The organism is Pseudomonas sp. SMV7 (assembly GCF_052041995.1).
In the GTDB taxonomy this organism is placed as follows: domain Bacteria; phylum Pseudomonadota; class Gammaproteobacteria; order Pseudomonadales; family Pseudomonadaceae; genus Aquipseudomonas.
In genome coordinates this window covers 108,133-128,781 of sequence record NZ_JBKGGT010000016.1, presented here as the reverse complement: position 1 = coordinate 128,781, position 20,649 = coordinate 108,133, and the positions used below count along the sequence as shown (strand labels likewise).

The window sequence follows — 20,649 nt, the reverse complement described above, 5'->3', positions numbered from 1 at the left end:
GATCAAGATCAAGATCAAGATCAAGATCAAGATCAAGATCAAGATCAAGAGCAAGAGCAAGAGCAAGAAGAGCGAGTGGGGCGTGTGGTGCTTGGAGCGCGTCGCGCTATGCGCGACAATGGCGCATCACTTGCGGAGCCCCCCATGACCGAATTCACCCCCGACGCCATCCTCGACGCCACCGGCCTGAATTGCCCGGAACCGGTGATGATGCTGCACCAGCACGTACGTGACCTCGCCGCTGGCGGCCTGCTCAAGGTCATCGCCACCGATCCCTCGACCCGTCGTGACATCCCCAAGTTCTGCAACTTCCTCGGTCACGAACTGCTGCAGCAGCAGGAGAACGCCGGCACCTTCCTGTACTGGATCCGTAAGAAAGCCGACTGAAGCGCTCTGGAACACGGCCGGCGTTGCGCCTACACTGCGTTCCCCAGACAGGAGAGCGCCATGCTGATAGTTGCCGACGAGAACATCCCGCTGCTCGATGCCTTCTTCCAGGGTTTCGGTGAAATTCGCCGTTACCCTGGCCGAAGCCTCGATGCCGCCAGCGTCAGGGACGCCGACATCCTGCTGGTGCGCTCGGTGACCAAGGTCGACCGCCAACTGCTCGAAGGCAGCCGCGTGCGCTTTGTCGGCACCTGCACCATCGGCACCGACCACCTGGACCTGGACTACTTCGCCGAGGCCGGTATCCGCTGGAGCAGCGCCCCGGGGTGCAACGCCCGGGGTGTGGTCGATTACGTGCTGGGCAGTCTGCTGACCCTGGCCGAGCTGGATGGCGTGGCGCTGCCCGAGCGGGTGTACGGTGTGGTGGGCGCCGGTGAGGTAGGGGGGCGCCTGGTGCGGCTACTGCATGGCCTGGGCTGGCAGGTGCTGGTGTGCGACCCGTTGCGCCAGGCCGCCGAGGGCGGCGATTACGTCAGCCTCGATACCCTCCTGCAGCAATGCGATGTGATCAGCCTGCATACCCCGTTGCAGCGTGGCGGCGAGCATCCGACCTGGCACTTGCTGGGCCAGGCGCAGCTGGCACGTCTGCGCCCGGGCGCCTGGTTGATCAATGCCAGCCGCGGCCCGGTGGTGGACAACCATGCCCTGCGCGAACTGCTGCTCGAGCGTGAAGACGTGCATGCGGTGCTCGACGTGTGGGAGGGCGAGCCGCAGGTCGACCTGCAACTGGCCGACCTCTGCACGCTGGCCTCGCCGCACATTGCCGGTTATAGCCTCGACGGTCGCCAGCGGGGCACGGCGCAGATCTACCAGGCGTTGTGCCGCTTCCTGGGCGTGGAGGAACACGTGCAACTGGGCGATCTGCTGCCACGCCCGCCGCTGGCACAGATCGAGCTGGATGCCGATGCCGACCCGGCCTGGGCCTTGGCCACCCTGTGTCGCGCCGTGTACGACCCGCGGCGTGACGATGCCGACTTCCGCCGCAGCCTCAGCGACGACCCGCAGCAACAGCGCGCGGCATTCGACCAGTTGCGCAAGCAGTACCCGCCGCGGCGTGAAATCGAAGGGCTGGCGGTGCGCTTGCGCGGTGAATCGCCGCAGTTGGCGCAGCTGGTGAGTGCCCTGGGTGGGGCGCTGGTCTGACAGCCGGTTGACTGCTGTCTCCGTCCTCCGCACCTGTCCGATCGCTGTGGGCGCGGGTTCCCCCGCGAACAGGGCAGTGCAGGATTCAGCCAAATAAAAACCCGGCGCAAGCGCCGGGTCATAGGGATTCGCCGATCAACCTTTGCGTACGCGCTCGCCCCGGCTTTCCTCCAGGGCCTTGCAGGCCTGCTGGATCATCTGCTCGGTGATCGGTACTTCGCGCCCCTGGGCGTCGATGATCGAGCCGCACACCTGCGCAGGCGGGGTGGGTCGGGGCTTCTGGTTGTCGCTGCCATGCTGCAAGCTCATGTAGTGCCTCCTTATCAGGTTCAAGCTCAGGTTAACCCTGCGCCGTGACTGGCCTGTGACTCCAAGCGCAGCGCCACGGCAGAGACAGTCCAACAGAAACGACGGTAAAGCTCCAGCGCCTGGTTAGACCAATAGGCTATAGCTACCTGGCAGGCTACCGCAGCGGCCGATGAGTGGTAGGCTGCACTTTCCCTGTCATCTTGGTCATCGCCATGCCTGAACCGGTTTCCCCGCGCCAACGCCGCGCCTTGCGCCTGGGTTGGCAGTTCCTTCGTCCCTACCGTCGCCAGGTGCTGCTGGCCTTGCTGGCCCTGGTGATCACCGCAGCCATCACCCTGTCCATGGGGCAGGGTATCCGCCTGTTGGTGGACCAGGGTTTCATGACCCGCTCCGCGCACCAGCTCAACCAGACCATCGGCCTGTTCCTGCTGCTGGTGCTGGCCCTGGCAGTGGGCACCTTCAGCCGCTTCTACCTGGTGTCATGGATCGGCGAGCGTTGCGTGGCTGACATCCGGCGGGCCGTGTTCGACCACCTGCTCGGCTTGCACCCCGGGTTTTTCGAAGACAACCGCAGCTCGGAAATCCAGTCGCGGCTGACCGCCGACACCACGTTGCTGCAGTCGGTGATCGGTTCATCGCTGTCGATGTTCCTGCGCAACGCGCTGATGGTCGTCGGCGGCGTGGTTTTGCTGTTCATCACCAACCCCAAGCTCACCAGCATCGTGGTCGTGGCTCTGCCGCTGGTGCTGGCGCCGATCCTGCTGTTCGGCCGACGGGTTCGCCGTCTGTCGCGGCAGAGCCAGGACCGCGTGGCCGACGTGGGCAGCTATGTGGCCGAGACCCTCGGGCAGATCAAGACCGTGCAGGCCTACAACCACCAGGCGCATGACCGCAGGCTGTTCGCCAGTACGGTGGAGGCGGCATTCGCCGTGGCCCGGCAACGCATCGCCCAGCGTGCCTGGCTGATCACCCTGGTCATCGTGCTGGTGCTGGGTGCGGTGGGCGTGATGCTGTGGGTAGGCGGCATGGACGTGATCGCCGGGCGTATTTCTGCGGGCGAACTGGCCGCCTTCGTGTTCTACAGCCTGGTCGTCGGCAGTGCCTTCGGCACCCTCAGCGAAGTGATCGGCGAGCTGCAGCGGGCGGCGGGCGCAGCCGAGCGCATCGCCGAACTGCTGGCGGCCAGCTCTGCGATACTGGCGCCCAGCGTGGCACGGGTGCTGCCGCAGCCACGGGCCAGTGGGCGTATCGAGCTGCAGGCGCTGGTGTTCGCCTATCCGTCACGGCCATCGGTCGCGGCTATCGATGGCCTCAGCCTGACCATCGAACCGGGGCAGACCGTGGCGCTGGTCGGGCCCTCGGGTGCGGGCAAGTCGACCTTGTTCGACCTGTTGCTGCGCTTCTACGACCCCCAACAAGGGCGCATCCTGCTCGACGGCGAGGCGATTACCGAACTGGACCCCGATCAACTGCGCCGGCAGTTCGCCATGGTGGCGCAAAACCCTTCGCTGTTTCGTGGCACGGTCGAGTCCAATATCCGCTATGGGCGGCCCGAGGCGAGCCTGGCCGAGGTCGAGGCAGCGGCCCGCGGTGCCCACGCCGATGCCTTCATCCGGCAACTGCCGCAGGGCTACCAGACCCCGTTGGGCGAGGGCGGCATCGGCTTGTCTGGCGGGCAGCGGCAGCGCCTGGCCATCGCCAGGGCGTTGCTGGTCGATGCGCCGATCCTGTTACTGGACGAAGCCACCAGCGCCCTCGACGCGCAAAGCGAACACTTGATCCAGCAGGCGCTGCCCAGCCTGATGGCCGGCCGTACCACGCTGGTGATCGCTCACCGCCTGGCCACGGTGCAACATGCCGACCGGATCGCCGTCATCGACAAGGGCAAGCTGGTGGCGGTGGGAACGCATCGCCAGTTGATCGAGGACAGCCCGCTGTATGCACGGCTGGCGGCGCTGCAGTTCACGGCGGGCTAGCTTGTCGTAGCCTTGTAACATTTCTGTAGTATTTGCCTGAGAGTATCTGCCTCGACTGTTGCGTGCTTGACCTGGCTGCCATTGCTTGATGGCAGCCTTTTTTTGGCCTGCCAGTAACCGGGGCTGCGTCGGCCGCCCCCGTCTTCCCCCTGGTTCTCGAGACCCAAGATGTTGCGTAAATCGCTCAGAGTGCAAATTCTCTCGCTGCTCGGCGGCAGCCTGTTGGCCATGCTGCTGATCGCCCTGGTGTGTTTTCAGTTTCTCTCGTCCAGCGTGCGCGGCTATGCCGAGCTGGTCGACGGGCCGCTGCAGGCCTCGCAATTGATCGACGAAGCCAACCTGCAGTTCAAGATCCAGGTGCAGGAATGGAAAAACGTACTGTTGCGTGGGCGCCAACCCGCTGACATGGACAAGTACTGGCAGCAGTTCCAGGCCCGCGAGCAGCAGGTGCAGCAACTGCTCGGGCGATTGATCGAGAGCAGCGACGCCCGTCTCAAGGCACCGCTGCAGCAACTGCGTGACAGCCACCGGCAGCTCGGCCAGGCGTATGCGCAGGGCCGCCAGGCATTCCTGGCGGCGGGTGGCGACCCGGTTGCCGGCGACCAGGCGGTCAAGGGTGTGGACCGTGCCGCCAGCGAGCAGATGAGCGAGCTGGTCGAGCAATTGCGCGCCGATGCCCGCGAGCGCGCGTCCCGCCTCAGTGCCAGCGCCGAACGCACGGTATGGCTGGGCCTGCTGGTGATGCTCGCCTCGGCGGTGCTGGTGGGGCTGCTCAGCGTGTGGCTGGTCAACCGCAGTCTGATCGAGCCGATTCGCCAGTTGATCGAATATGTGGCGCAGCTGAGCCAGGGCCGTTTCGCGGCCCGCGTCGACAGCCATCGTGAGGATGAGCTGGGGCGCCTGGCGCGTGCGGCCAATACCTTGCGCGATTTCCTCGCCGATACGGTCGGCCGCCTGCAGGACAACGCCCAGGAGCTGGAAGGTGCCAGCGGCCAGCTGCGCAGCATCGCCGGCGACATGGCCCGCGGCACTCACGACCAGTTCCAGCGCACCGATCAGGTGGCCACGGCCATGCATGAGATGTCTGCCACCGCCCAGGAGGTCGCGCGCCACGCAGCCGAGGCGGCCCGCGCAGCGGACGACGCCGACCACAGTGCACAAGCGGGCGAGCAGGTGATGCAGCAGACCATCGACATCATTGGCCTGGTCAACCGCGAAATTGCTGGCACGGCGGCGGTGATTCGCGACCTGGAGCATGACAGCACGCGCATTGGCAAAGTGCTTGAAGTGATCCGTGGCATAGCTGAACAGACCAACCTGCTGGCGCTCAACGCCGCCATCGAGGCGGCCCGCGCCGGTGAAGCCGGCCGCGGTTTTGCCGTGGTCGCCGATGAGGTGCGCAGCCTGGCCCAGCGCACAGCGGCGTCGATCGCCGAGATCCAGCAGATCATCGAAGCGGTCCAGTCCGGGGCGGTGGAAGCGGTCAAGGCCATCGAAAGCGGCCAGCAGCGCAGCGAGGAGGGCGCCGAGCAGGTGCAGCAGGCAGGCCAGATGTTGCAGCGCATCACCCTGGCCGTGGAGGCCATCCGCGACATGAACCGGCAGATCGCCACGGCGGCCGAAGAGCAGACCAGCGTGGCCGAAGACATCTCGCGCAACCTGGTCGAGATCACCCGTATTGCCACGGCCAACCAGGAGGCGGTGCAGCACACCGAACAGGCCGGGCAGCGCCTGCATGGCTTGTCTGGGCAACTGGGTGAAGTCACCTCGCGCCTCACTGCCTGACGTTTCAGCCTTGATGCGGTCCTTGCCCAAGCAAGGACCGGTTCTCGGACACAACAAAAAGCCCGCACAATGGCGGGCTTTCTGATCAGGATCTGGTCGGAGAGACAGGATTCGAACCTGCGGCCTTCTCGTCCCGAACGAGACGCGCTACCTGGCTGCGCTACACTCCGATGAAAGAAATCCTACTGCATCCGGTTTTTGCACGCAACCCCTTGTTGTTAAAAGGGCGTTGGCAAAAATGCGAGCTGCAATCAGAGCTCTTTCACAGTGCGGATCTGGTCTTTGTTGAGGCGTGTGCGCTTGCCATCCAGCTGCTCGAATTCGTAGAAGCCGGAGTCTTCATCGAATTTCGGGGTATCGGTGGCCTGGATTTCGCGGCCGTCGTTCAGGGTAATGACGGTTGGCGATGCGCAGCCAGCGAGGGCGCCCAGGCCCAGGGCAAGCAGAAAGGCGGGTAGGGTCCGTTGAATCATCGTGTTTCTCCAGTGCGATGGTGCGAGATGACATTAAGACGCAGGGCGTCCATGCAAGTTCCGTGTACAGTGCAGCATAGCGGCTCGGCCAAGGCATTGACCAAGCGCAAGGGCCAAGGGCGTCACGCTGTGATGGCCGCATGCTGTGTTATAACTGCGCCCATCCCATCTTCTTGTGACGGACTTCCATGAAAGCCAAGGCAGATACCCCCTTCGTGCCGCTGAACATCGCCGTGCTCACGGTCAGCGACACCCGCACCTTCGACACCGATACCTCCGGCCAACTGTTCGTCGACCGGCTGAGCGCGGCCGGCCACCGTCTGGCCGAGCGTGTGCTGTTGAAGGACGACCTGTACAAGATTCGCGCCCAGGTCGCAACCTGGATTGCCGATGACCGCGTGCAGGTGGTGCTGATTACCGGCGGCACCGGCTTTACCGGGCGTGACAGCACGCCAGAGGCCGTGGCCTGCCTGCTGGACAAGCAGGTGGAAGGTTTCGGCGAGCTGTTCCGGCAGATTTCCGTGGCCGATATCGGCACTTCCACCGTGCAGTCGCGCGCGCTCGCCGGGCTGGCCAACGGTACCCTGGTATGCTGCCTGCCGGGCTCGACCAACGCGGTGCGCACCGGTTGGGACGGTATCCTCGCGGAACAGCTGGATGCTCGCCATCGCCCATGCAACTTCGTAGCCCACCTGAAGCAGGCAGCCGCCTGTGACAGCCGTGGCTGAGGCCAGCCAGGCCCGGCCACTGATGCCGGTGGAACAGGCCCTGGAGCAACTGCTGGCATTGGCCGAAGCGGCCCCGATTCGTGGCACCGAGCTTCTACCGCTGGCCGAGGCCGAGGGCCGTGTGCTGGCCAGCGACCTGGTGGCCGCGCTCGACCTGCCGTCCTGGCCGAACAGCGCCATGGACGGTTATGCCCTGCGCCTGGCCGACTGGCAGGGCGAGCCGCTGGCGGTCAGCCAGCGGATCTTCGCCGGCCATGCGCCGCAACCACTGCAACCCGGTACCTGTGCGCGTATCTTCACCGGCGCGCCGCTGCCTGAAGGTGCCGACTGTGTCGAGATGCAGGAGAACACCGCAGCGGCGGATGAAGGCCGGGTACGCTTCCTCGAACCGTTGAAAACCGGGCAGAACATTCGCCCCCAAGGCCAGGAAGCCCGCAAGGGCGAGCAGGTGATGAGCGCCGGCACCCGGCTGGGGCCGATCGAACTGGGCCTGGCTGCCAGCCTCGGCCACGAGCGCCTGGAGGTGGTGCGCAAGGTGCGGGTGGCTGTGCTGTCCACCGGTGACGAACTGGTCGAGCCTGGCCTGCCGCTGGGCCCGGGGCAGATCTACAACAGCAACCGCCGGCTACTGGTCAGCTGGCTGCAGCGGCTGGGCTGCGATGTGGTCGATGCGGGCATCCTGCCGGATGACCTGGCGCGAACCCGCGCCTGCCTGGCCCGGCTGGGCGATGTCGACCTGATCCTGTCCACCGGTGGTGTTTCGGTAGGGGAGGCCGACTACCTCGGTGCCGCCCTGCGCGAAGCCGGTGAGCTGGCCCTGTGGAAGCTGGCAATCAAGCCCGGCAAGCCGCTGACCTGCGGCCATTACCAGGGCGTGCCGGTGATCGGCCTGCCGGGTAACCCGGCGTCGACGCTGGTCACCTTCGGCTTGCTGGCCCGGCCCTACCTGTTGCGCCGCCAGGGCGTGGCCGAGGTTACGCCGCTACGTTTCGACGTGCCAGCGGGCTTCGACTGGCCCAGGCCCGGCACCCGCCGCGAGTACCTGCGCGCCCGCATCGAGCAGGGCCAGGTGCGCATCTACAAGAACCAGAGCTCTGGCGTGCTGCGCAGTGCGGCCTGGGCCGATGGGTTGGTCGAGGTTCGCGAAGGCAGCACGCCGAAGCAGGGCGATAGCGTGCCGTTCATCCCGTTCAGCGAGCTACTTGGTTGAGCGGCCCAGCCAGGCATTGGTCGGTGCCGCGGCTTCGGCCGGTGCCGCCTGGGTCAGGCGCATGTGCACATTTTCCAGTTGCTGGGCGGCTACCCGCCAGTCGTGGCGCTGGCGGGCGAACTGGCGCCCGGCGTCGCTCAACTGGCTCATGCGCCAGGGCTGGTTGAGCAACTGGGTAATCAACAGCGCCAGCTGGTCGCCTTCGTCACTGCCCAGATAGTGCTCGCCGTTGTTCACAGCCAGGCCTGAAACGCCTTTGCCAGTGGTGATGACCGGCAGGCCGGCGGCCATCGCTTCGAGGATCTTTACCTTGGAGCCACCGGCATAACGCAACGGCGCAAAGAACAGTGCCGAACGCCGCTGCAGCTCGCGCAGGTCGGGGCGGTAGCCGACCCATTCGATGCGCGGGTCGTTCCAGTGCAGCTTCCAGCTGGCCGGCATGGCGTGCCCGGCAATCGCCAGGCGTACCGCCGGGTTGCTCATCCACACCTGCGGCATGATCTCTTCCAGCGCCCATTCGATTGCCTCCAGGTTGGCGCCATACTCGAAATTGCCGACGAACAGCAGGCGCTGGCTGTGCAGCGCGGGTTGCACGTGCTGGTAGAAATCGCAGTCCACTCCATTGACCACCACATTCACCGGGCGCCCGCTGATCTGTGCGATGAGTTCGGCATCGTGGCTGCTGACTGCCACCAGCTCGGTGGGCTGGCGCAATACCCGCTGCTCCCAGCGCCGGTAGCGCCAGCGGTCGAAGGCGTTGAGCGGGCGCAGCCACAGCGGCAGGCGATCGTGACTGGCGCCGCCCACCACTGACTCCAGCGTGTGCTCGCTGAGCATGTAGGGTAGCCCGCGCGTCTGCAGGGCCTTCTCGAAGGGCTGGAAACTGTAGCTGTGTTCGACCTGGATCACGTCCCAGGGCTCGTCCAGCAATTGCTCGAAACAGTGCCGCAGGCAGGGCGCCAGGCCATGGATGATCGCCCGCATCGGGTAGTCGATGATGGGTGCGGCCAGCAGGTTGAGCGGGCTGTGCAAGGGCCGCCGGGGTAGCACGATCAAGCGTTCGACCAGTGCCTCCAGGGCTTCGCGGGCCGCCTCGTCGAGGGGGATTTTCGATTGCACCAGCAGGGTGATGCGGTGGCCCCGCTGGGCCAGGGCGCGCAGCAGATGGTATTGCCGGGTCTTGCTGCCGCTGGTGGTAGGCCAGGGCAGGTAAGGCAGCGTCCAGAGAATGCGCATGACCCGGGGTCCTCGCTGAAGGTCACGGAATGAGGGGCGTGCGCCGCCGCAGGGCGCGCGTCCTTGGCCACGATTGCGACAGGCGCAGGTGCGCAGGCGTCAAGGCGGCGACGGGTCTGGAAGAAATCCGCGCCGGGGTCAAAAACCTGTCGCATGCATTAGCAGAGCATAGCCGGGCATTCCCGGATGTTGAAAAAATACCCGGTTCAGGCGATCAATTGCACAGGGGCATGCAACGATCGGCACGTGTCGAGGGTCGAGATCTGGGTGGGTCCATTCCTGGAGGGGGTAGATGCAAGGGCGCAAGGCAATGTTGATCCTGCACGGCAAGCAGGCGATGAACGAAGACGTGCGCAGTGCTGTGCACGGCCTGCGTGACAGCGGCTGGGTGCTGGATGTACGGGTTACCTGGGAGGCCGGGGACGCCCGGCGCCTGGTCAACGAGGCGCTGGGTGCCGGCTACAGCCATATTGTTGCGGGGGGCGGGGACGGCACGCTGCGCGATGTCGCCGAAGCCATGGGGCTGGCGCGTACCGAGGCCAGCCTGGCGTTGTTGCCGCTGGGCACGGCCAACGATTTTGCCAAGGCCGCCGGCATCCCCCAGGAGCCCGCCACGGCGCTGGCCTTGCTGAACGTTCCTGCCCAGCCGATCGACCTCGGGCAGGCCGGCGAGCAGCTGTTTCTCAACATGGCCACCGGCGGTTTTGGCAGCCAGGTCACGGCCAATACCTCCGAAGACCTGAAGAAGGTGCTGGGCGCTGCTGCCTACCTGTTCACCGGGCTGTCGCGGTTCAGCGAGCTGCAGGCGGCTTCGGTGACGTTGCACGGGCCAGGCTTCGACTGGCAAGGGGATTTGCTGGCGCTGGGTATCGGCAATGGCCGCCAGGCAGGCGGCGGGCAGGTGCTGTGCCCCGACGCGCTGGTGAATGACGGTTTGCTTGACATCGCCATCCTGCCGGCACCCCAGGAAGTGGTCGGGACCCTGCGTGACCTGCTGGCCGGGGACGGCCTGTTCGTCCGGGCCAGGTTGCCCTGGGTCGAGATCAGGTGCTCGCAGGGGCTGGACATCAACCTCGATGGTGAACCGGTGCAGGCCGACACCCTGCGCTTCCAGGCCAGGCCCGCAGCATTGCGCCTGCACCTGCCCGTCGGGTCGCCGTTGCTCAGTCGTCCAGGCTGATGATCTTCTCGCGCACGGCGAACAGCACCAGCCCGGCCACGTCATGGATCTGCAGGCGTTTCATGATCTGCGAACGGTGGGTTTCCACGGTCTTGATCGACAGGCCCAGGCCGGCGGCAATTTCCCGGGTCGATTTGCCGCGCACGATCAGGCGCAGGATCTCCAGCTGCCGTGCGGTAAGGCTATACCGCTCGGCAGAGGGTTGCTTGCCCTGCCTGGCGTGTTGCAATGCCTGGTTGATGACCGTGTGGGCGATGGCCGGGCTGAGGTAGCGTTCGCCGTTGCGCACCGCCGCCAGGGCCTGCTCCAGCTCGGTGGCGCTGGCATCCTTGAGCAGGTAGCCGTGGGCGCCGCTTTCCAGGGCGCGCATGATCAGGTCCGGGTCGGTGTGCATCGACAGGATCAGCACTTTGCAGGGGTTGCCGCTGGCGCGCAGTTGAGTGAGCGCATCCAGGCCGCTGGTCGAGCGCATGGAGATGTCCAGCAGGACGATATCCGGCGCCAGCATGCGTACCCGTTCCAGCAACTGGCTGCCGTCGTCGGCTTCGCCGATGACGTCATAGCCGGGAATGTCGCAGACCAGGGCGCGCACCCCGGCGCGAATCAGCGAGTGGTCGTCTACCAGCAACAGTCTACAGGTCATGGGTAGCCGTGCTCCTGGCGCGTTGCTGGGTACGCGGTGGCCATGGGAAGACCGCCTCGATGTGCGTGCCCTGGCCGGGCTGGCTGGTGACGGCGAGGCTGCCTTGCAGTGCGGTGACCCGCTCCTGCATGCCGGCCAGGCCGCGCTGGCCGGCCTCGGCCGGGTCCCTGGCGGGTACGAAGCCACGGCCGTCGTCGCGGATCGACAACGCCAGCCCCTCGGGGGTGCGTTGCAGGCCGATCACCAGGTTGCGAGCCTGGGCATGGCGCAGCATGTTGGTCACGGCTTCCTGGGTAATGCGGAATACCGCCATGGTCACGGCCTCGTCGATACCGCCCAGGCGCTGATTGCACGCCAGGCTCCAGTGCACGCCGCTGTTGGCCAGGGTACGTACCAGGTGCGCCCGCAGGCTGGCTTCCAGGCCAAGGCTGGCCAACTGCCGCGGGTTGAGCAGGGCCGACACATTGCGCACGTTGCCCAAGGTGTCATCCAGCGTGCTGCGCAGAGCGTCGCAGTGGCCCTGCAACTCGTCGGGCATGCGCCGCTGCAACCATTGCAACTGCAGCTTGGCAGCGGTGAGCAACTGACCGATGTCGTCGTGCAGTTCCCGGCTCAAGTGCTGACGCTCGTCTTCCTGGACCTTGAGCATGCGCTCGGCCAGCTCCGCCGGGCGCAGGCTGATCGAGCCGGCGCCGAGGCCCAATTGCACGGCCGTGCCCAGCGTGGCTGCCAACTGGAGCACCAGCAGGCTGGCCGGGATCGCCTGGCTGCTCAGGTACAGCGCCAGGTTGGCGACCAGCGAGGCCACGCACAGCCCGACTGTTGCCCAGCGCAGCAGGGCAGCGCGGGAGTGGCAGCGCAAAGGAGTCATCAAGCGTGCGAGCATAGGTAGGGAAGCCACTGAAGTATTGCTGATGGAGGGCGTTGCACAATGCTGGTCAGGAGCTTTGGCGCAGTTACTTTCGATGTTTTTGGCGAACACATGAACCTGCAATCTTTCAACAGCTTGCAGGGGTTCATGGCTGCGCATATTACCACTTCGCACTGCAGCGGTCGCGGCTGGGTAGCGCTTTGTAATACCCGCTGGCCGGGTATTGTCAGGTGGCAAAGTGCTAGCCGTTTTGTCGCGTCACACATCACTTGCGCGGTAGTGGGTCACCCTGGCCCCGCCAACTTCCTGCACTTACCCAAGTTCGCCTTACCGGGTTTGGTGAGCGTGGCCAGTTGCACGTCGCGCCGGTTCAGTACCTGGACGATGAACCGTCGTCTGCCGCCTCGCCAGGTGGGTGGATGCACACGCGGCCCTGTTCATCGCAATACGTGCACGTTTGCGCAAACGGTTGCTGTACGACCTTGGCCAGTTCACCCAGCAGCACCAGTTGCTCGCCGATGTCCAGGTTGAGTCGGCCGGTAAACGGGTCGACCAGTTCCAGTTGCCAGGCAAGCAGGGTCAGGCACTCCCCTACCGCCGGCAGGGCTTCGCGCTGCAGGCAGCCGCCGTGGCAGGCCGGGGCGAGCAACTGTTGCAGGGCAGTCGTGTAATGGGCCACTTCACGCAAGTCGAGGTGCATGGCCTGCCGGGCCAGGCTATCGAGCGCGTTGTCGAGGCCACGGCAGGCATCCGGGTCGTTTTCGATCAGGTCCAGATGCTGCAGGCACTCCTGCGCCTGGGTCAGCAGCACCTGCGCGTCCAGCAGAAACCTCTGCAGCGCATCATCGAACGATAAGGCACTGTCCTTCATGATGCCCCCGCGCGTGGGACGGGTGCAGAGGACGGGCACGCCGAAACGATAGCTAGCAAAAGCCTGACTCCATTCATGCAGTGAGAATGGCGTCACATTAATGGCTAAAGGATAGCGCGAACATCAGGTTGCACCCGATTGTCGCTAAGGGTTTCCCTGATGCATGGCTAAGGTGTGGAACTTTTGCCGGGCGGCTGGTTCGCGGTGGCTGTGTCCGCAGTAAAGCATGATGGTAAAGTGATATCAATTGTCTTCATGGCATTTTCCAGCAAGGGTCAAGCTGGGCCTGAAGCCGCCGATACAAGGTGGATGATTTCTATTTTTCCGACTCAAGCCTGGGGGTTTTCCAATGGCCGGCATTCTCGACACGGTAGACCAACGCACGCAACTGGTAGGTGAGAACCGCCTGGAAATCCTGATGTTTCGCCTGGCCGGTCGCCAGCTGTTCGCGATCAACGTGTTCAAGGTCCAGGAAGTGCTTCAGTTACCCAAGCTGACCTTGATGCCCCAGCGTCACGCGTTCGTCTGCGGGGTGGTCAACCTGCGTGGCCAGACCCTGCCGGTGATCGACCTGTCCCAGGCAATTGGCATGCGCCCGTTGCAGCCGGGGCCCGACAGCACCATCATCGTGACGGAGTACAACCGCTCGGTGCAGGCCTTCCTGGTGGGCGGTGTGGACCGTATCGTCAACATGAACTGGGAGGCGATCATGCCGCCGCCGGCCAGTGCCGGGCGCCAGCATTACCTGACTGCCATCACCAAGGTCGACGACAAGCTGGTCGAAGTGATCGACGTGGAGAAGGTGCTCGCCGAGATCGTGCCGTACAACGCCCGGGTTTCCGGCGACAAACTCGCTGACCCGATACTGGCCCGGGCGCGCGGCCGCGAGGTGCTGCTGGTAGACGATTCCAGCGTGGCCCTGGCGCAGTTGCGCGACACCCTGTCCCAACTGGGCGTGAAACTGCACGTGGCCAGTGACGGGCTGAAGGCGCTGCGCATGCTCAAGAGCTGGGCCGATGCCGGCGAGGATGTCTGTGAGAAGCTGCTGATGATCTTCACCGACGCCGAAATGCCGGAGATGGACGGCTACCGGCTGACTACCGAGATTCGTGGCGATGCCCGTTTGCGTCGTCTCTACGTGGTGTTGCATACCTCGTTGTCGGGCAGCTTCAACGAATCCATGGTGAAAAAAGTGGGCTGCGACAACTTCCTGTCCAAGTTCCAGCCTGATCGCCTGGTCGACGTGGTCAAGCAACGCCTGTTGCTGGATACCGCCACTGCGTGATCGCGGGCCGCTGCCGGTATAAGCTTGGCGTTTTGGACATGACGCAAGGCGGCAGGGATGTTTCTCAGTGAGCTGTATCGGTACCCGGTGAAGTCCGGGCAGGCGCAACGCCTGCAGGCTTCAGCGGTGGGGTTGTTGGGCTTGCAGGGCGATCGGCGCTGGATGGTGGTGGAGGAGGAGAACGGACGCTTCCTCACCCAGCGCGCCTGGCCACAGCTTGGCCAGATCAGGGCGAGCGATGACGACAGTGGCCAGTTGCTGCTCCAGGCGCCGGGGCAGCCAGCGTTGTCGGTGTCGGTACCGTCCGCCGACGATGCACTGCGCGGCGTGACCATCTGGCGCGACACCCTGCGCGTGCCGGATGCGGGCGATGCGGCGGCGGCCTGGCTGAGCGAGCTGCTGGGCAAGGCCGTGCGCCTGGTGCACTGCCCCGAGCAACGCGCGCGTTACCTGCCCAATGGCTACGGCTTGAACAGTGACCGGGCGGCATTTCCGGACGGTTTCCCCTTGTTGCTGATCGGCCAGGGCTCGCTGGACGAGCTCAGCCGGCGTATCGGCCGGCCGATGGAGATACTGCGCTTTCGGCCCAACCTGGTGGTGCAGGGGGCGGCACCCTTTGCCGAGGATGGCTGGAAACGGATTCGTATCGGCAGCCTGGAATTTCGCGTGCTCAAGCCCAGTGTACGCTGCATCTTCACCACCATCGACCCGGCGACTGGCGAACGCAGTGCAGATCGCGAGCCGATGGCCACGCTCAGGACGTTCCGAGAGCGGGAGGGGGATGTGTTGTTCGGGCAAAACCTGGCGGTGGATGGCAGTGGTCAGCTTGAAGTCGGGATGGAAGTCGAAATCCTGGAATGACGGGTTGCCTGCACTGGCCTCGACGTGGGTTCACCGCGAAGAGGCCGGTACAGGTTCAGCGACCCTCACATGTCGTCAAAGTACCGCTCATGCCAGTCCACCAACGGCTGCGGTGAGTTGAGCTTTTGCCCGTAGATCACCGAATACGACAGCACGTTCTGCACATACTGGCGGGTTTCGTCGAACGGGATGGACTCCACCCACACATCGAAGCTGAGGTGCTTGGCACCTTTGAGCCACTGCCGCACACGTCCTGGTCCGGCGTTGTATGCCGCCGAGGCGAGCACCCGGTTGCCGTTGAACTGGCTATGCACCTGGCTCAGGTAGGCGGCGCCGAGCTGGATGTTCTTGTCCGGGTTGAGCACCTGGGCTGGCGATGCCAGTGGAATGCTGAACTTGCGCGCGGTTTCCTTGGCGGTGGCCGGCATCAACTGCATCAGGCCGCTGGCGCCCACCGGGGAGCGTGCATCCTCCATGAAGGCGCTCTCCTGGCGGGTAATGGCGAATACCCAGCTCGAGTGCAGGCCGCGAACCTTGGCTTCGCGCACCAGGGTGTCACGGTGGGCCATTGGGAAGCGGATGTCGAGGTCGTCCCAGTACTGCGCCTGGCTGATGGTGCGAATGGCCGGGAAGTACCAGCGCAGGTCGTAGCCAAGACGCGCCTGGGCGACCATTTCGTCACGGGTGAAGTGCCGGCTGACGTGATACCACTCGCGGCGGCCTTCGACGATCTGGCCGCGGGCATGGAACTCCAGGGCGCGGCGGATGCCCGGGGTGTTGCGCACCTTGTTGACCAGTTGCGGGCTGAGCACCAGCGGCTTGTTGTTCAGCTGGTAGGGCGTCTGTGCCCGGTCGGCGGCGAGGAAGCCATAGAAGTCACGCTCGCGCGCCACGTTCCTGTACAGCAACGGGATTTGCGGGTTGTTCGGCTGCGCCAGCTCCAGGCTGCGGGCCTGCCAGTACTTCCAGCGGCTACTGCTGGCCAGGTCCTGCGGCAAGCGCCTGGTCAGCTCATAGGCATCTTCCCAGCGGCCCAGGCGCAGCAGCAGGCGCAGGCGCCACTCACTGACGGTGTTGTCGCGCAGCTCCGGGTCGTAGCGGGTCATCAGGTCGAGCGCGCGCGGGTCGTAGCGACGGGCCAGGGTCAGGCCGATCTCGCGGGCGATGGCCACTTTCTCGTCGCGCGAAAAATGCATGCGCTGGGCGTAGTCGTCGAGCAGCGCCATGGCCCGCTCCGGGTCCTGCCGGGCCAGGCGGCGCAGGCCGAGGCTGACCACGTCGGACATGGCTTCGTTGGCCGGGGTGAAGCGCGACGGCTGGTTGAGCAGTTCGGGCTTTTGCGCCACGTCGACCAGCAGACGGCCCTGCGGGCCGAGGGTGGTCAGGGTCTGGACCAGGTTGTTGGCCAGGCTGTAGTTGCGTGCCTGGGCCGCCAGCTTGGCGCGTTGCCAGCGCTTGGCCTCGGTCAGCTGGCCTTCCGCCGCCCACATGGCGAACAGCGTGTCGCAGGTGGCCGGCTGCGACTTGCCGACGTTCCACAGTTTTTCAGCTGTGGCGAAGCCTTCGGCGCGCAGGCCATGGCTGAGCTGGTACTGGCCGTTGAGGCAGTCCAGTTCGGTGAAGTTGAGCTTGGGGTCGTAGTACTTGACGAAGGTGTTCCAGTCGCCGCGTTCGGCCAGCCAGCGCAACCAGCGCAGTTTCATCCAGTTGGCCTGGGGCAGGTCGCCGTGCTTGGCGAGGAAGTCTTCGATTTCCTGGTTGCTGGCGCTTTTCAGGCGGGCGGTGAGCTCGTCATAGGCCAGGTAGGGCGTCAGCGGGTAGTCGCTGAGGGCCTGGGCATAGCGCAGGTACGGGCCCTTGTCGCCCTTGGCCAGCGCGCGCTTGGCCTCGTCGTAGTACTGGCGTTGCAGGGTAAGGTCGGCGGCCTGCGCCGCGCAGGTGGCGGCAGTCAGCAGCAGGCAGGAGGCAATATGTAACAGGCGGCTGCGCATGATACGTCCGGGCAGTTGAACCATGGGGAAGTGACGGCGGAGCCAGCACTGTTGGAAGCTATTGCCTTAGCTTAGCTGTTTGCCGGCGGCGGGTGAAAGCACTGTGCTTGTATCGGAATATTAAGTTCGACCAGATGTCGCCAAACCCTCGCCCGCCGGCCAGGCAGATGCCGTCCGGGGCCAAGTCAGGTAGAATGCGCGCCCGATTTATGGAGACCAACATGACCCTGCTCAAATTCAGCGATGTGTCCCTTGCATTCGGCGCCATGCCGCTGCTGGACCACGTGTCCTGGCAGATCGCTCGTGGCGAGCGGGTGTGCATCATCGGCCGCAACGGCACCGGCAAGTCGAGCATGCTGCGCCTGGTCAAGGGCGAGCAGAAGGGCGACGACGGCGAGATCTGGCGTGCCCCGGGGCTGAAGATCGGCGAGCTGCCACAGGAGCTGCCGGTGGCCGACGAGCGCACGGTGTTCGACGTGGTGGCCGCCGGCCTGGATGGCGTCGGCGAGTTGCTGGCGCAGTTCCATCACCTGAGCCTGAATATCCAGGGCGATGAAGACCTGGAAAAACTCATGCACGTCCAGCACGAGCTGGAAGCCCGTGACGGCTGGCGCCTGCAGCAGGTGGTGGAAAGTACCCTCAGCCGCCTGCAACTGCCGGCCGACAAGACCCTGGCCGAGTTGTCCGGTGGCTGGCGGCGCCGCGTGCTGCTGGCCCAGGCATTGGTGTCGGAGCCCGACCTGCTGCTGCTTGACGAGCCGACCAACCACCTGGACATCGGTGCCATCGCCTGGCTCGAAGAGGCGCTGCGCGGCTTCAATGGCGCGGTGCTGTTCATTACCCACGACCGTTCCTTCCTGCAGAACCTGGCCACGCGCATCCTCGAGCTGGACCGTGGCGGCCTGATCGACTGGAACGGTGACTATGCCAGCTTCCTGGTGCACAAGGAGGCCGCGCTGGCCGCCGAGGAAACCGCCAACGCGCTGTTCGACAAGCGCCTGGCCCAGGAAGAGGTGTGGATCCGCCAGGGCATCAAGGCCCGCCGTACGCGCAACGAAGGCCGTGTACGTGCGCTGAAGGCACTGCGCGTGGAGCGCAGCGAGCGCCGCGAACGCCAGGGCAAGGCCAATATCCAGATCGAGGCGGCGGAAAAGTCCGGCAAGCAGGTAATGGTGCTGGAGAACGTCAGCTTCCATCACCCGGACGGGCCGATGCTGGTGAAGGGTTTTTCCATGGTCCTGCAGCGCGAGGACCGCATCGGCCTGCTGGGTGCCAACGGTACCGGCAAGACCACCTTGCTCAAGCTGATGCTCGGCGACCTGCAGCCGACCTCCGGCAAGGTCGAGCGCGGCACCAAGCTGGAAGTGGCCTATTTCGACCAGATGCGGCACCAGCTGGACCTGGAAAAGACGGTGATCGACAACCTGGCCGAAGGCCGTGACTTCATCGAGATCGATGGCCAGAACCGCCATGTGCTGAGCTACCTGGGCGACTTCCTGTTCAGCCCGCAGCGTGCCCGTACGCCGGTCAAGGCGTTGTCCGGTGGTGAGCGTGCCCGGCTGTTGCTGGCCAAGTTGTTCAGCAAGCCGGCCAACCTGCTGGTGCTGGACGAACCGACCAACGACCTCGACGTGGAAACCCTCGAGCTGCTTGAAGAGGTACTGTCCAACTACAAGGGCACCGTGCTGATGGTCAGCCACGACCGGGCCTTCCTCGACAACGTCGTCACCAGCACCCTGGTGTTCGAGGGCGAGGGCAAGGTGCGCGAATACGTGGGGGGCTATGAAGACTGGATCCGCCAGGGTGGTTCGCCGAAACTGCTGGGCGTGACCGAGAGCAAGGGCGGCAAGTCCGAGCTCAACAGCGCGGTGGTCGAGAAGGTCGAGGCCAAGCCTGCACCGGCGCCGGTTGCGGCGGCGGCCGACAGTTCGAAGAAGAAGCTCAGTTACAAGCTGCAGCGTGAACTGGAGATGCTGCCAGGGCAGATCGACGAGCTGGAGCAGCGCATGGCCGAAGCTCAGGAAGAGGTGAATGCGGCGGGCTTCTATCAGCGGCCGATTGCAGAAACCTCGGCAGTGCTGGCGAAGATCGAGAAGCTGCAGGCCGAGCTGGATGTACTGGTCGAGCGCTGGGCCGAGCTGGAAGGCTGATTGGCGTCAACCTGTCCCGACCCTGTCGCTGGCTTGCCGGCGACAGGCCGGGACAGGTCGAATCATTCTTTCTTCTGCAAGCGCACCGCCAGTACATCACACGGCGCACCATGCAGCACGTCATTGGCCGTGGAGCCGAGCAGCAGCGCCAGGCCATGGCGGCCGTGGCTGCCGACCACGATCAGGTCGCATTTCTGGTCCTTGGCCAGTTGGTGGATTTCCTGGCGTGGCTGGCCATAGGTCAGGTGCGAGTCGCCGCGGTGGATATCCGGGTACTTGTTGAACAGGCGTTCCATGCGCTCCTTGGCCTGGTCGAACTGCTGCTGTTGCAGCTGCGACAGGTCCATGGGTACGTCACCGCCGAACGCCATGGCCATCGGCTCGACGATATGTACCAGTGACACCTTGGCATTCGACGGTGCCGCCAGCGCCATGGCGCGTTTGATCACCGGGTCGCATTCTTCGGTCAGGTCGACGGCGACCAGAAGATGTTCGTATTGCATGAGCGGAACTCCTGACAATCGCGATAGAAGAAGTATGGTCGCTTTCGGGCGGGTCTTCCGTGAAAAATGGCTAACCGGCTCATTTGCAACGTTTTATGGGAACTACTGATATGACGGTATTGCTGGTGGTGTCAATCCTTGCGCTGATTCTCAGCCCGCTTTCCTGGCTGCGCACCTCGCGCAAACAGAATGAGCAGATGAAGCTGCGCCTGGAGGCACGCCGCATGGGCCTGGCCATGCAGCTGGCGCCGCAGCAGTGGCCGCACTGGCTGGAAAGACAGCCGCCAAGCCCGTGCCCGCAATACCACCGGGCGCGCCGTCGCGGGCATGAAGACAGCTTCAGCTTCTGGCAGGTCAGCCCCGGGGTGTGGTGGAACCAGTGGCGCGAACCCTGTGAAGACCCGCGCTTCATGCAGCCGCTGGCGCGTTTGCCGGCCAGCGTCTACAAGGTCGAAGCCGATGCACGGATGATCGCGCTGTACTGGACCGAGCGCGGCGAAACGGCTGTGTTGCAGGATGTTGCCTACGTCCTCGAAACCCTGGCCTGAGACCTGTTCCGCGAGGGTACGCGGCGCTTGTTGAACCTCTACAACGACAAAGCGGCGGCTTGGCATACCCTGAAGGGGTGGGATGCCAAGTCGCCGCTTTGCGTTCTGCTGCGCAGAAAGGCCAGGCAGGCCGGGTATTCATTCAAGCAAGTGGCAGTGTAGCTGCCAGGAACTGCCGCGCAAGCTAAAAAAACGCAAGCGTTTTGCCGTCGCCCGTGGTCAATCGCTGACATGAATGGTCAGCGATCACTGTCATCATGTTTTGTACCTGGGCGATACAAAATGACCGGAAAGTCGCGTTGTCACCCCGCTCGTGAGCATTTGACAACGCCGATCTTTTCGGAGAATGTGTGCACACCCAAATCAAACGGGCGTATGAATTGAGCGTTTGTATGTCACGCCAAGCCATACTTCCGACTAGCGCGCTGACGGGTGTGCC

Annotated in this window: 19 protein-coding genes, 1 tRNA gene and 1 pseudogene; 12 read left to right on the top strand and 9 right to left on the bottom strand. The window is 64.7% G+C overall.

Annotated features, from left to right (window positions below):
• Positions 1 to 144: 144 nt before the first annotated feature.
• Both tusA and pdxB read left to right on the top strand, forming a co-directional pair.
• Complete coding sequence (gene tusA / locus ACLEJP_RS19205) at positions 145 to 387, top strand: sulfurtransferase TusA (protein ID WP_225777013.1); 243 nt, start codon at positions 145 to 147, stop codon at positions 385 to 387.
• Positions 388 to 447: 60 nt separating this feature from the next.
• Positions 448 to 1,590, top strand: a complete 1,143-nt coding sequence (pdxB, locus tag ACLEJP_RS19200; RefSeq protein ID WP_440808877.1) for a 4-phosphoerythronate dehydrogenase PdxB — start codon at positions 448 to 450, stop codon at positions 1,588 to 1,590.
• 135 nt (positions 1,591 to 1,725) lie between these two features.
• Here pdxB and ACLEJP_RS19195 read toward each other — a convergent pair whose 3' ends face one another.
• Positions 1,726 to 1,899: a PA1571 family protein gene (locus tag ACLEJP_RS19195; RefSeq protein WP_296234540.1), complete on the bottom strand. Its 174-nt coding sequence runs from the start codon at positions 1,897 to 1,899 to the stop codon at positions 1,726 to 1,728.
• A 212-nt stretch (positions 1,900 to 2,111) separates the two neighbouring features.
• Between ACLEJP_RS19195 and ACLEJP_RS19190 the strand changes: the two genes are divergently transcribed.
• From ACLEJP_RS19190 to ACLEJP_RS19180, 3 genes and pseudogenes are all read left to right on the top strand, one after another.
• Positions 2,112 to 3,875 carry an ABC transporter transmembrane domain-containing protein gene (locus tag ACLEJP_RS19190; RefSeq protein ID WP_440808874.1) on the top strand — a complete coding sequence of 588 codons (1,764 nt, stop codon included), beginning with the start codon at positions 2,112 to 2,114 and terminating at the stop codon, positions 3,873 to 3,875.
• Positions 3,876 to 4,043: 168 nt separating this feature from the next.
• A pseudogene (locus tag ACLEJP_RS19185) lies at positions 4,044 to 4,727 on the top strand (methyl-accepting chemotaxis protein); the annotation flags it as partial.
• A gap of 165 nt (positions 4,728 to 4,892) precedes the next feature.
• Positions 4,893 to 5,660 (top strand): methyl-accepting chemotaxis protein, encoded by a 768-nt coding sequence (locus tag ACLEJP_RS19180; protein WP_440808886.1) that lies wholly within the window; start codon positions 4,893 to 4,895, stop codon positions 5,658 to 5,660.
• 93 nt (positions 5,661 to 5,753) lie between these two features.
• Here ACLEJP_RS19180 and ACLEJP_RS19175 read toward each other — a convergent pair.
• Positions 5,754 to 5,830 (bottom strand) — tRNA-Pro (locus ACLEJP_RS19175).
• Positions 5,831 to 5,911: 81 nt separating this feature from the next.
• Complete coding sequence (locus ACLEJP_RS19170) at positions 5,912 to 6,133, bottom strand: YgdI/YgdR family lipoprotein (RefSeq protein WP_025338312.1); 222 nt, start codon at positions 6,131 to 6,133, stop codon at positions 5,912 to 5,914.
• 188 nt (positions 6,134 to 6,321) lie between these two features.
• On the opposite strand from ACLEJP_RS19170, the gene moaB reads away from it, so the two are divergent.
• A complete protein-coding gene (gene moaB, locus ACLEJP_RS19165; protein WP_225777018.1) occupies positions 6,322 to 6,861 on the top strand; it encodes a molybdenum cofactor biosynthesis protein B in 540 nt (179 codons plus the stop codon).
• Between the two features lie 22 nt (positions 6,862 to 6,883).
• Positions 6,884 to 8,071, top strand: a complete 1,188-nt coding sequence (locus ACLEJP_RS19160; RefSeq protein ID WP_440808884.1) for a molybdopterin molybdotransferase MoeA — start codon at positions 6,884 to 6,886, stop codon at positions 8,069 to 8,071.
• Here ACLEJP_RS19160 and ACLEJP_RS19155 read toward each other — a convergent pair.
• Positions 8,060 to 9,307, bottom strand: coding sequence for a glycosyltransferase family 4 protein (locus ACLEJP_RS19155; protein WP_440808871.1), 1,248 nt, complete (start codon positions 9,305 to 9,307; stop codon positions 8,060 to 8,062). The two genes, ACLEJP_RS19160 and ACLEJP_RS19155, sit on opposite strands and share 12 nt — an antisense overlap.
• A 292-nt stretch (positions 9,308 to 9,599) precedes the next feature.
• On the opposite strand from ACLEJP_RS19155, the gene yegS reads away from it, so the two are divergent.
• Positions 9,600 to 10,487 carry a lipid kinase YegS gene (gene yegS / locus ACLEJP_RS19150; protein ID WP_440808869.1) on the top strand — a complete coding sequence of 296 codons (888 nt, stop codon included), beginning with the start codon at positions 9,600 to 9,602 and terminating at the stop codon, positions 10,485 to 10,487.
• On the opposite strand, the gene ACLEJP_RS19145 is transcribed toward yegS, so the two are convergent.
• The 3 genes from ACLEJP_RS19145 to ACLEJP_RS19135 form a co-directional block, all read right to left on the bottom strand.
• Positions 10,471 to 11,130, bottom strand: a complete 660-nt coding sequence (locus ACLEJP_RS19145) for a response regulator (protein WP_440808866.1) — start codon at positions 11,128 to 11,130, stop codon at positions 10,471 to 10,473. The genes yegS and ACLEJP_RS19145 overlap by 17 nt on opposite strands.
• Positions 11,120 to 12,016, bottom strand: a complete 897-nt coding sequence (locus ACLEJP_RS19140; RefSeq protein ID WP_440808864.1) for a sensor histidine kinase — start codon at positions 12,014 to 12,016, stop codon at positions 11,120 to 11,122. Before ACLEJP_RS19140 ends, ACLEJP_RS19145 begins: the two co-directional genes overlap by 11 nt.
• A gap of 355 nt (positions 12,017 to 12,371) precedes the next feature.
• Positions 12,372 to 12,872, bottom strand: coding sequence for a histidine kinase (locus tag ACLEJP_RS19135; RefSeq protein WP_440808861.1), 501 nt, complete (start codon positions 12,870 to 12,872; stop codon positions 12,372 to 12,374).
• A gap of 349 nt (positions 12,873 to 13,221) precedes the next feature.
• Here ACLEJP_RS19135 and ACLEJP_RS19130 point away from each other — a divergent pair, with 349 nt between their 5' ends.
• Positions 13,222 to 14,157, top strand: a complete 936-nt coding sequence (locus tag ACLEJP_RS19130) for a chemotaxis protein CheV (protein ID WP_440808859.1) — start codon at positions 13,222 to 13,224, stop codon at positions 14,155 to 14,157.
• 57 nt (positions 14,158 to 14,214) lie between these two features.
• Positions 14,215 to 15,018 (top strand): MOSC domain-containing protein, encoded by an 804-nt coding sequence (locus ACLEJP_RS19125; RefSeq protein ID WP_440808858.1) that lies wholly within the window; start codon positions 14,215 to 14,217, stop codon positions 15,016 to 15,018.
• Between the two features lie 65 nt (positions 15,019 to 15,083).
• Here the strand turns inward: ACLEJP_RS19125 and ACLEJP_RS19120 are convergent, their stop codons facing one another.
• Complete coding sequence (locus tag ACLEJP_RS19120; protein WP_440808856.1) at positions 15,084 to 17,009, bottom strand: transglycosylase SLT domain-containing protein; 1,926 nt, start codon at positions 17,007 to 17,009, stop codon at positions 15,084 to 15,086.
• Between the two features lie 221 nt (positions 17,010 to 17,230).
• Here ACLEJP_RS19120 and ACLEJP_RS19115 point away from each other — a divergent pair, with 221 nt between their 5' ends.
• A complete protein-coding gene (locus ACLEJP_RS19115; RefSeq protein ID WP_440808853.1) occupies positions 17,231 to 19,159 on the top strand; it encodes an ATP-binding cassette domain-containing protein in 1,929 nt (642 codons plus the stop codon).
• A gap of 62 nt (positions 19,160 to 19,221) precedes the next feature.
• Here ACLEJP_RS19115 and ACLEJP_RS19110 read toward each other — a convergent pair whose 3' ends face one another.
• Positions 19,222 to 19,662, bottom strand: a complete 441-nt coding sequence (locus tag ACLEJP_RS19110; protein ID WP_056806485.1) for a universal stress protein — start codon at positions 19,660 to 19,662, stop codon at positions 19,222 to 19,224.
• A gap of 110 nt (positions 19,663 to 19,772) precedes the next feature.
• On the opposite strand from ACLEJP_RS19110, the gene ACLEJP_RS19105 reads away from it, so the two are divergent.
• Positions 19,773 to 20,210, top strand: a complete 438-nt coding sequence (locus ACLEJP_RS19105; protein WP_225777029.1) for a hypothetical protein — start codon at positions 19,773 to 19,775, stop codon at positions 20,208 to 20,210.
• Positions 20,211 to 20,649 lie beyond the last annotated feature (439 nt).

Bases quoted from the DNA above. Each gene is read 5' to 3' on its own strand.
- tusA (WP_225777013.1), top strand. From the start codon at position 145: ATGACCGAATTCACCCCCGACGCCATCCTCGACGCCACCGGCCTGAAT.
- pdxB (WP_440808877.1), top strand. From the start codon at position 448: ATGCTGATAGTTGCCGACGAGAACATCCCGCTGCTCGATGCCTTCTTC.
- ACLEJP_RS19195 (WP_296234540.1), bottom strand. From the start codon at position 1,899: ATGAGCTTGCAGCATGGCAGCGACAACCAGAAGCCCCGACCCACCCCG.
- ACLEJP_RS19190 (WP_440808874.1), top strand. From the start codon at position 2,112: ATGCCTGAACCGGTTTCCCCGCGCCAACGCCGCGCCTTGCGCCTGGGT.
- ACLEJP_RS19180 (WP_440808886.1), top strand. From the start codon at position 4,893: ATGGCCCGCGGCACTCACGACCAGTTCCAGCGCACCGATCAGGTGGCC.
- ACLEJP_RS19170 (WP_025338312.1), bottom strand. From the start codon at position 6,133: ATGATTCAACGGACCCTACCCGCCTTTCTGCTTGCCCTGGGCCTGGGC.
- moaB (WP_225777018.1), top strand. From the start codon at position 6,322: ATGAAAGCCAAGGCAGATACCCCCTTCGTGCCGCTGAACATCGCCGTG.
- ACLEJP_RS19160 (WP_440808884.1), top strand. From the start codon at position 6,884: ATGCCGGTGGAACAGGCCCTGGAGCAACTGCTGGCATTGGCCGAAGCG.
- ACLEJP_RS19155 (WP_440808871.1), bottom strand. From the start codon at position 9,307: ATGCGCATTCTCTGGACGCTGCCTTACCTGCCCTGGCCTACCACCAGC.
- yegS (WP_440808869.1), top strand. From the start codon at position 9,600: ATGCAAGGGCGCAAGGCAATGTTGATCCTGCACGGCAAGCAGGCGATG.
- ACLEJP_RS19145 (WP_440808866.1), bottom strand. From the start codon at position 11,130: ATGACCTGTAGACTGTTGCTGGTAGACGACCACTCGCTGATTCGCGCC.
- ACLEJP_RS19140 (WP_440808864.1), bottom strand. From the start codon at position 12,016: ATGCTCGCACGCTTGATGACTCCTTTGCGCTGCCACTCCCGCGCTGCC.
- ACLEJP_RS19135 (WP_440808861.1), bottom strand. From the start codon at position 12,872: ATGAAGGACAGTGCCTTATCGTTCGATGATGCGCTGCAGAGGTTTCTG.
- ACLEJP_RS19130 (WP_440808859.1), top strand. From the start codon at position 13,222: ATGGCCGGCATTCTCGACACGGTAGACCAACGCACGCAACTGGTAGGT.
- ACLEJP_RS19125 (WP_440808858.1), top strand. From the start codon at position 14,215: ATGTTTCTCAGTGAGCTGTATCGGTACCCGGTGAAGTCCGGGCAGGCG.
- ACLEJP_RS19120 (WP_440808856.1), bottom strand. From the start codon at position 17,009: ATGCGCAGCCGCCTGTTACATATTGCCTCCTGCCTGCTGCTGACTGCC.
- ACLEJP_RS19115 (WP_440808853.1), top strand. From the start codon at position 17,231: ATGACCCTGCTCAAATTCAGCGATGTGTCCCTTGCATTCGGCGCCATG.
- ACLEJP_RS19110 (WP_056806485.1), bottom strand. From the start codon at position 19,662: ATGCAATACGAACATCTTCTGGTCGCCGTCGACCTGACCGAAGAATGC.
- ACLEJP_RS19105 (WP_225777029.1), top strand. From the start codon at position 19,773: ATGACGGTATTGCTGGTGGTGTCAATCCTTGCGCTGATTCTCAGCCCG.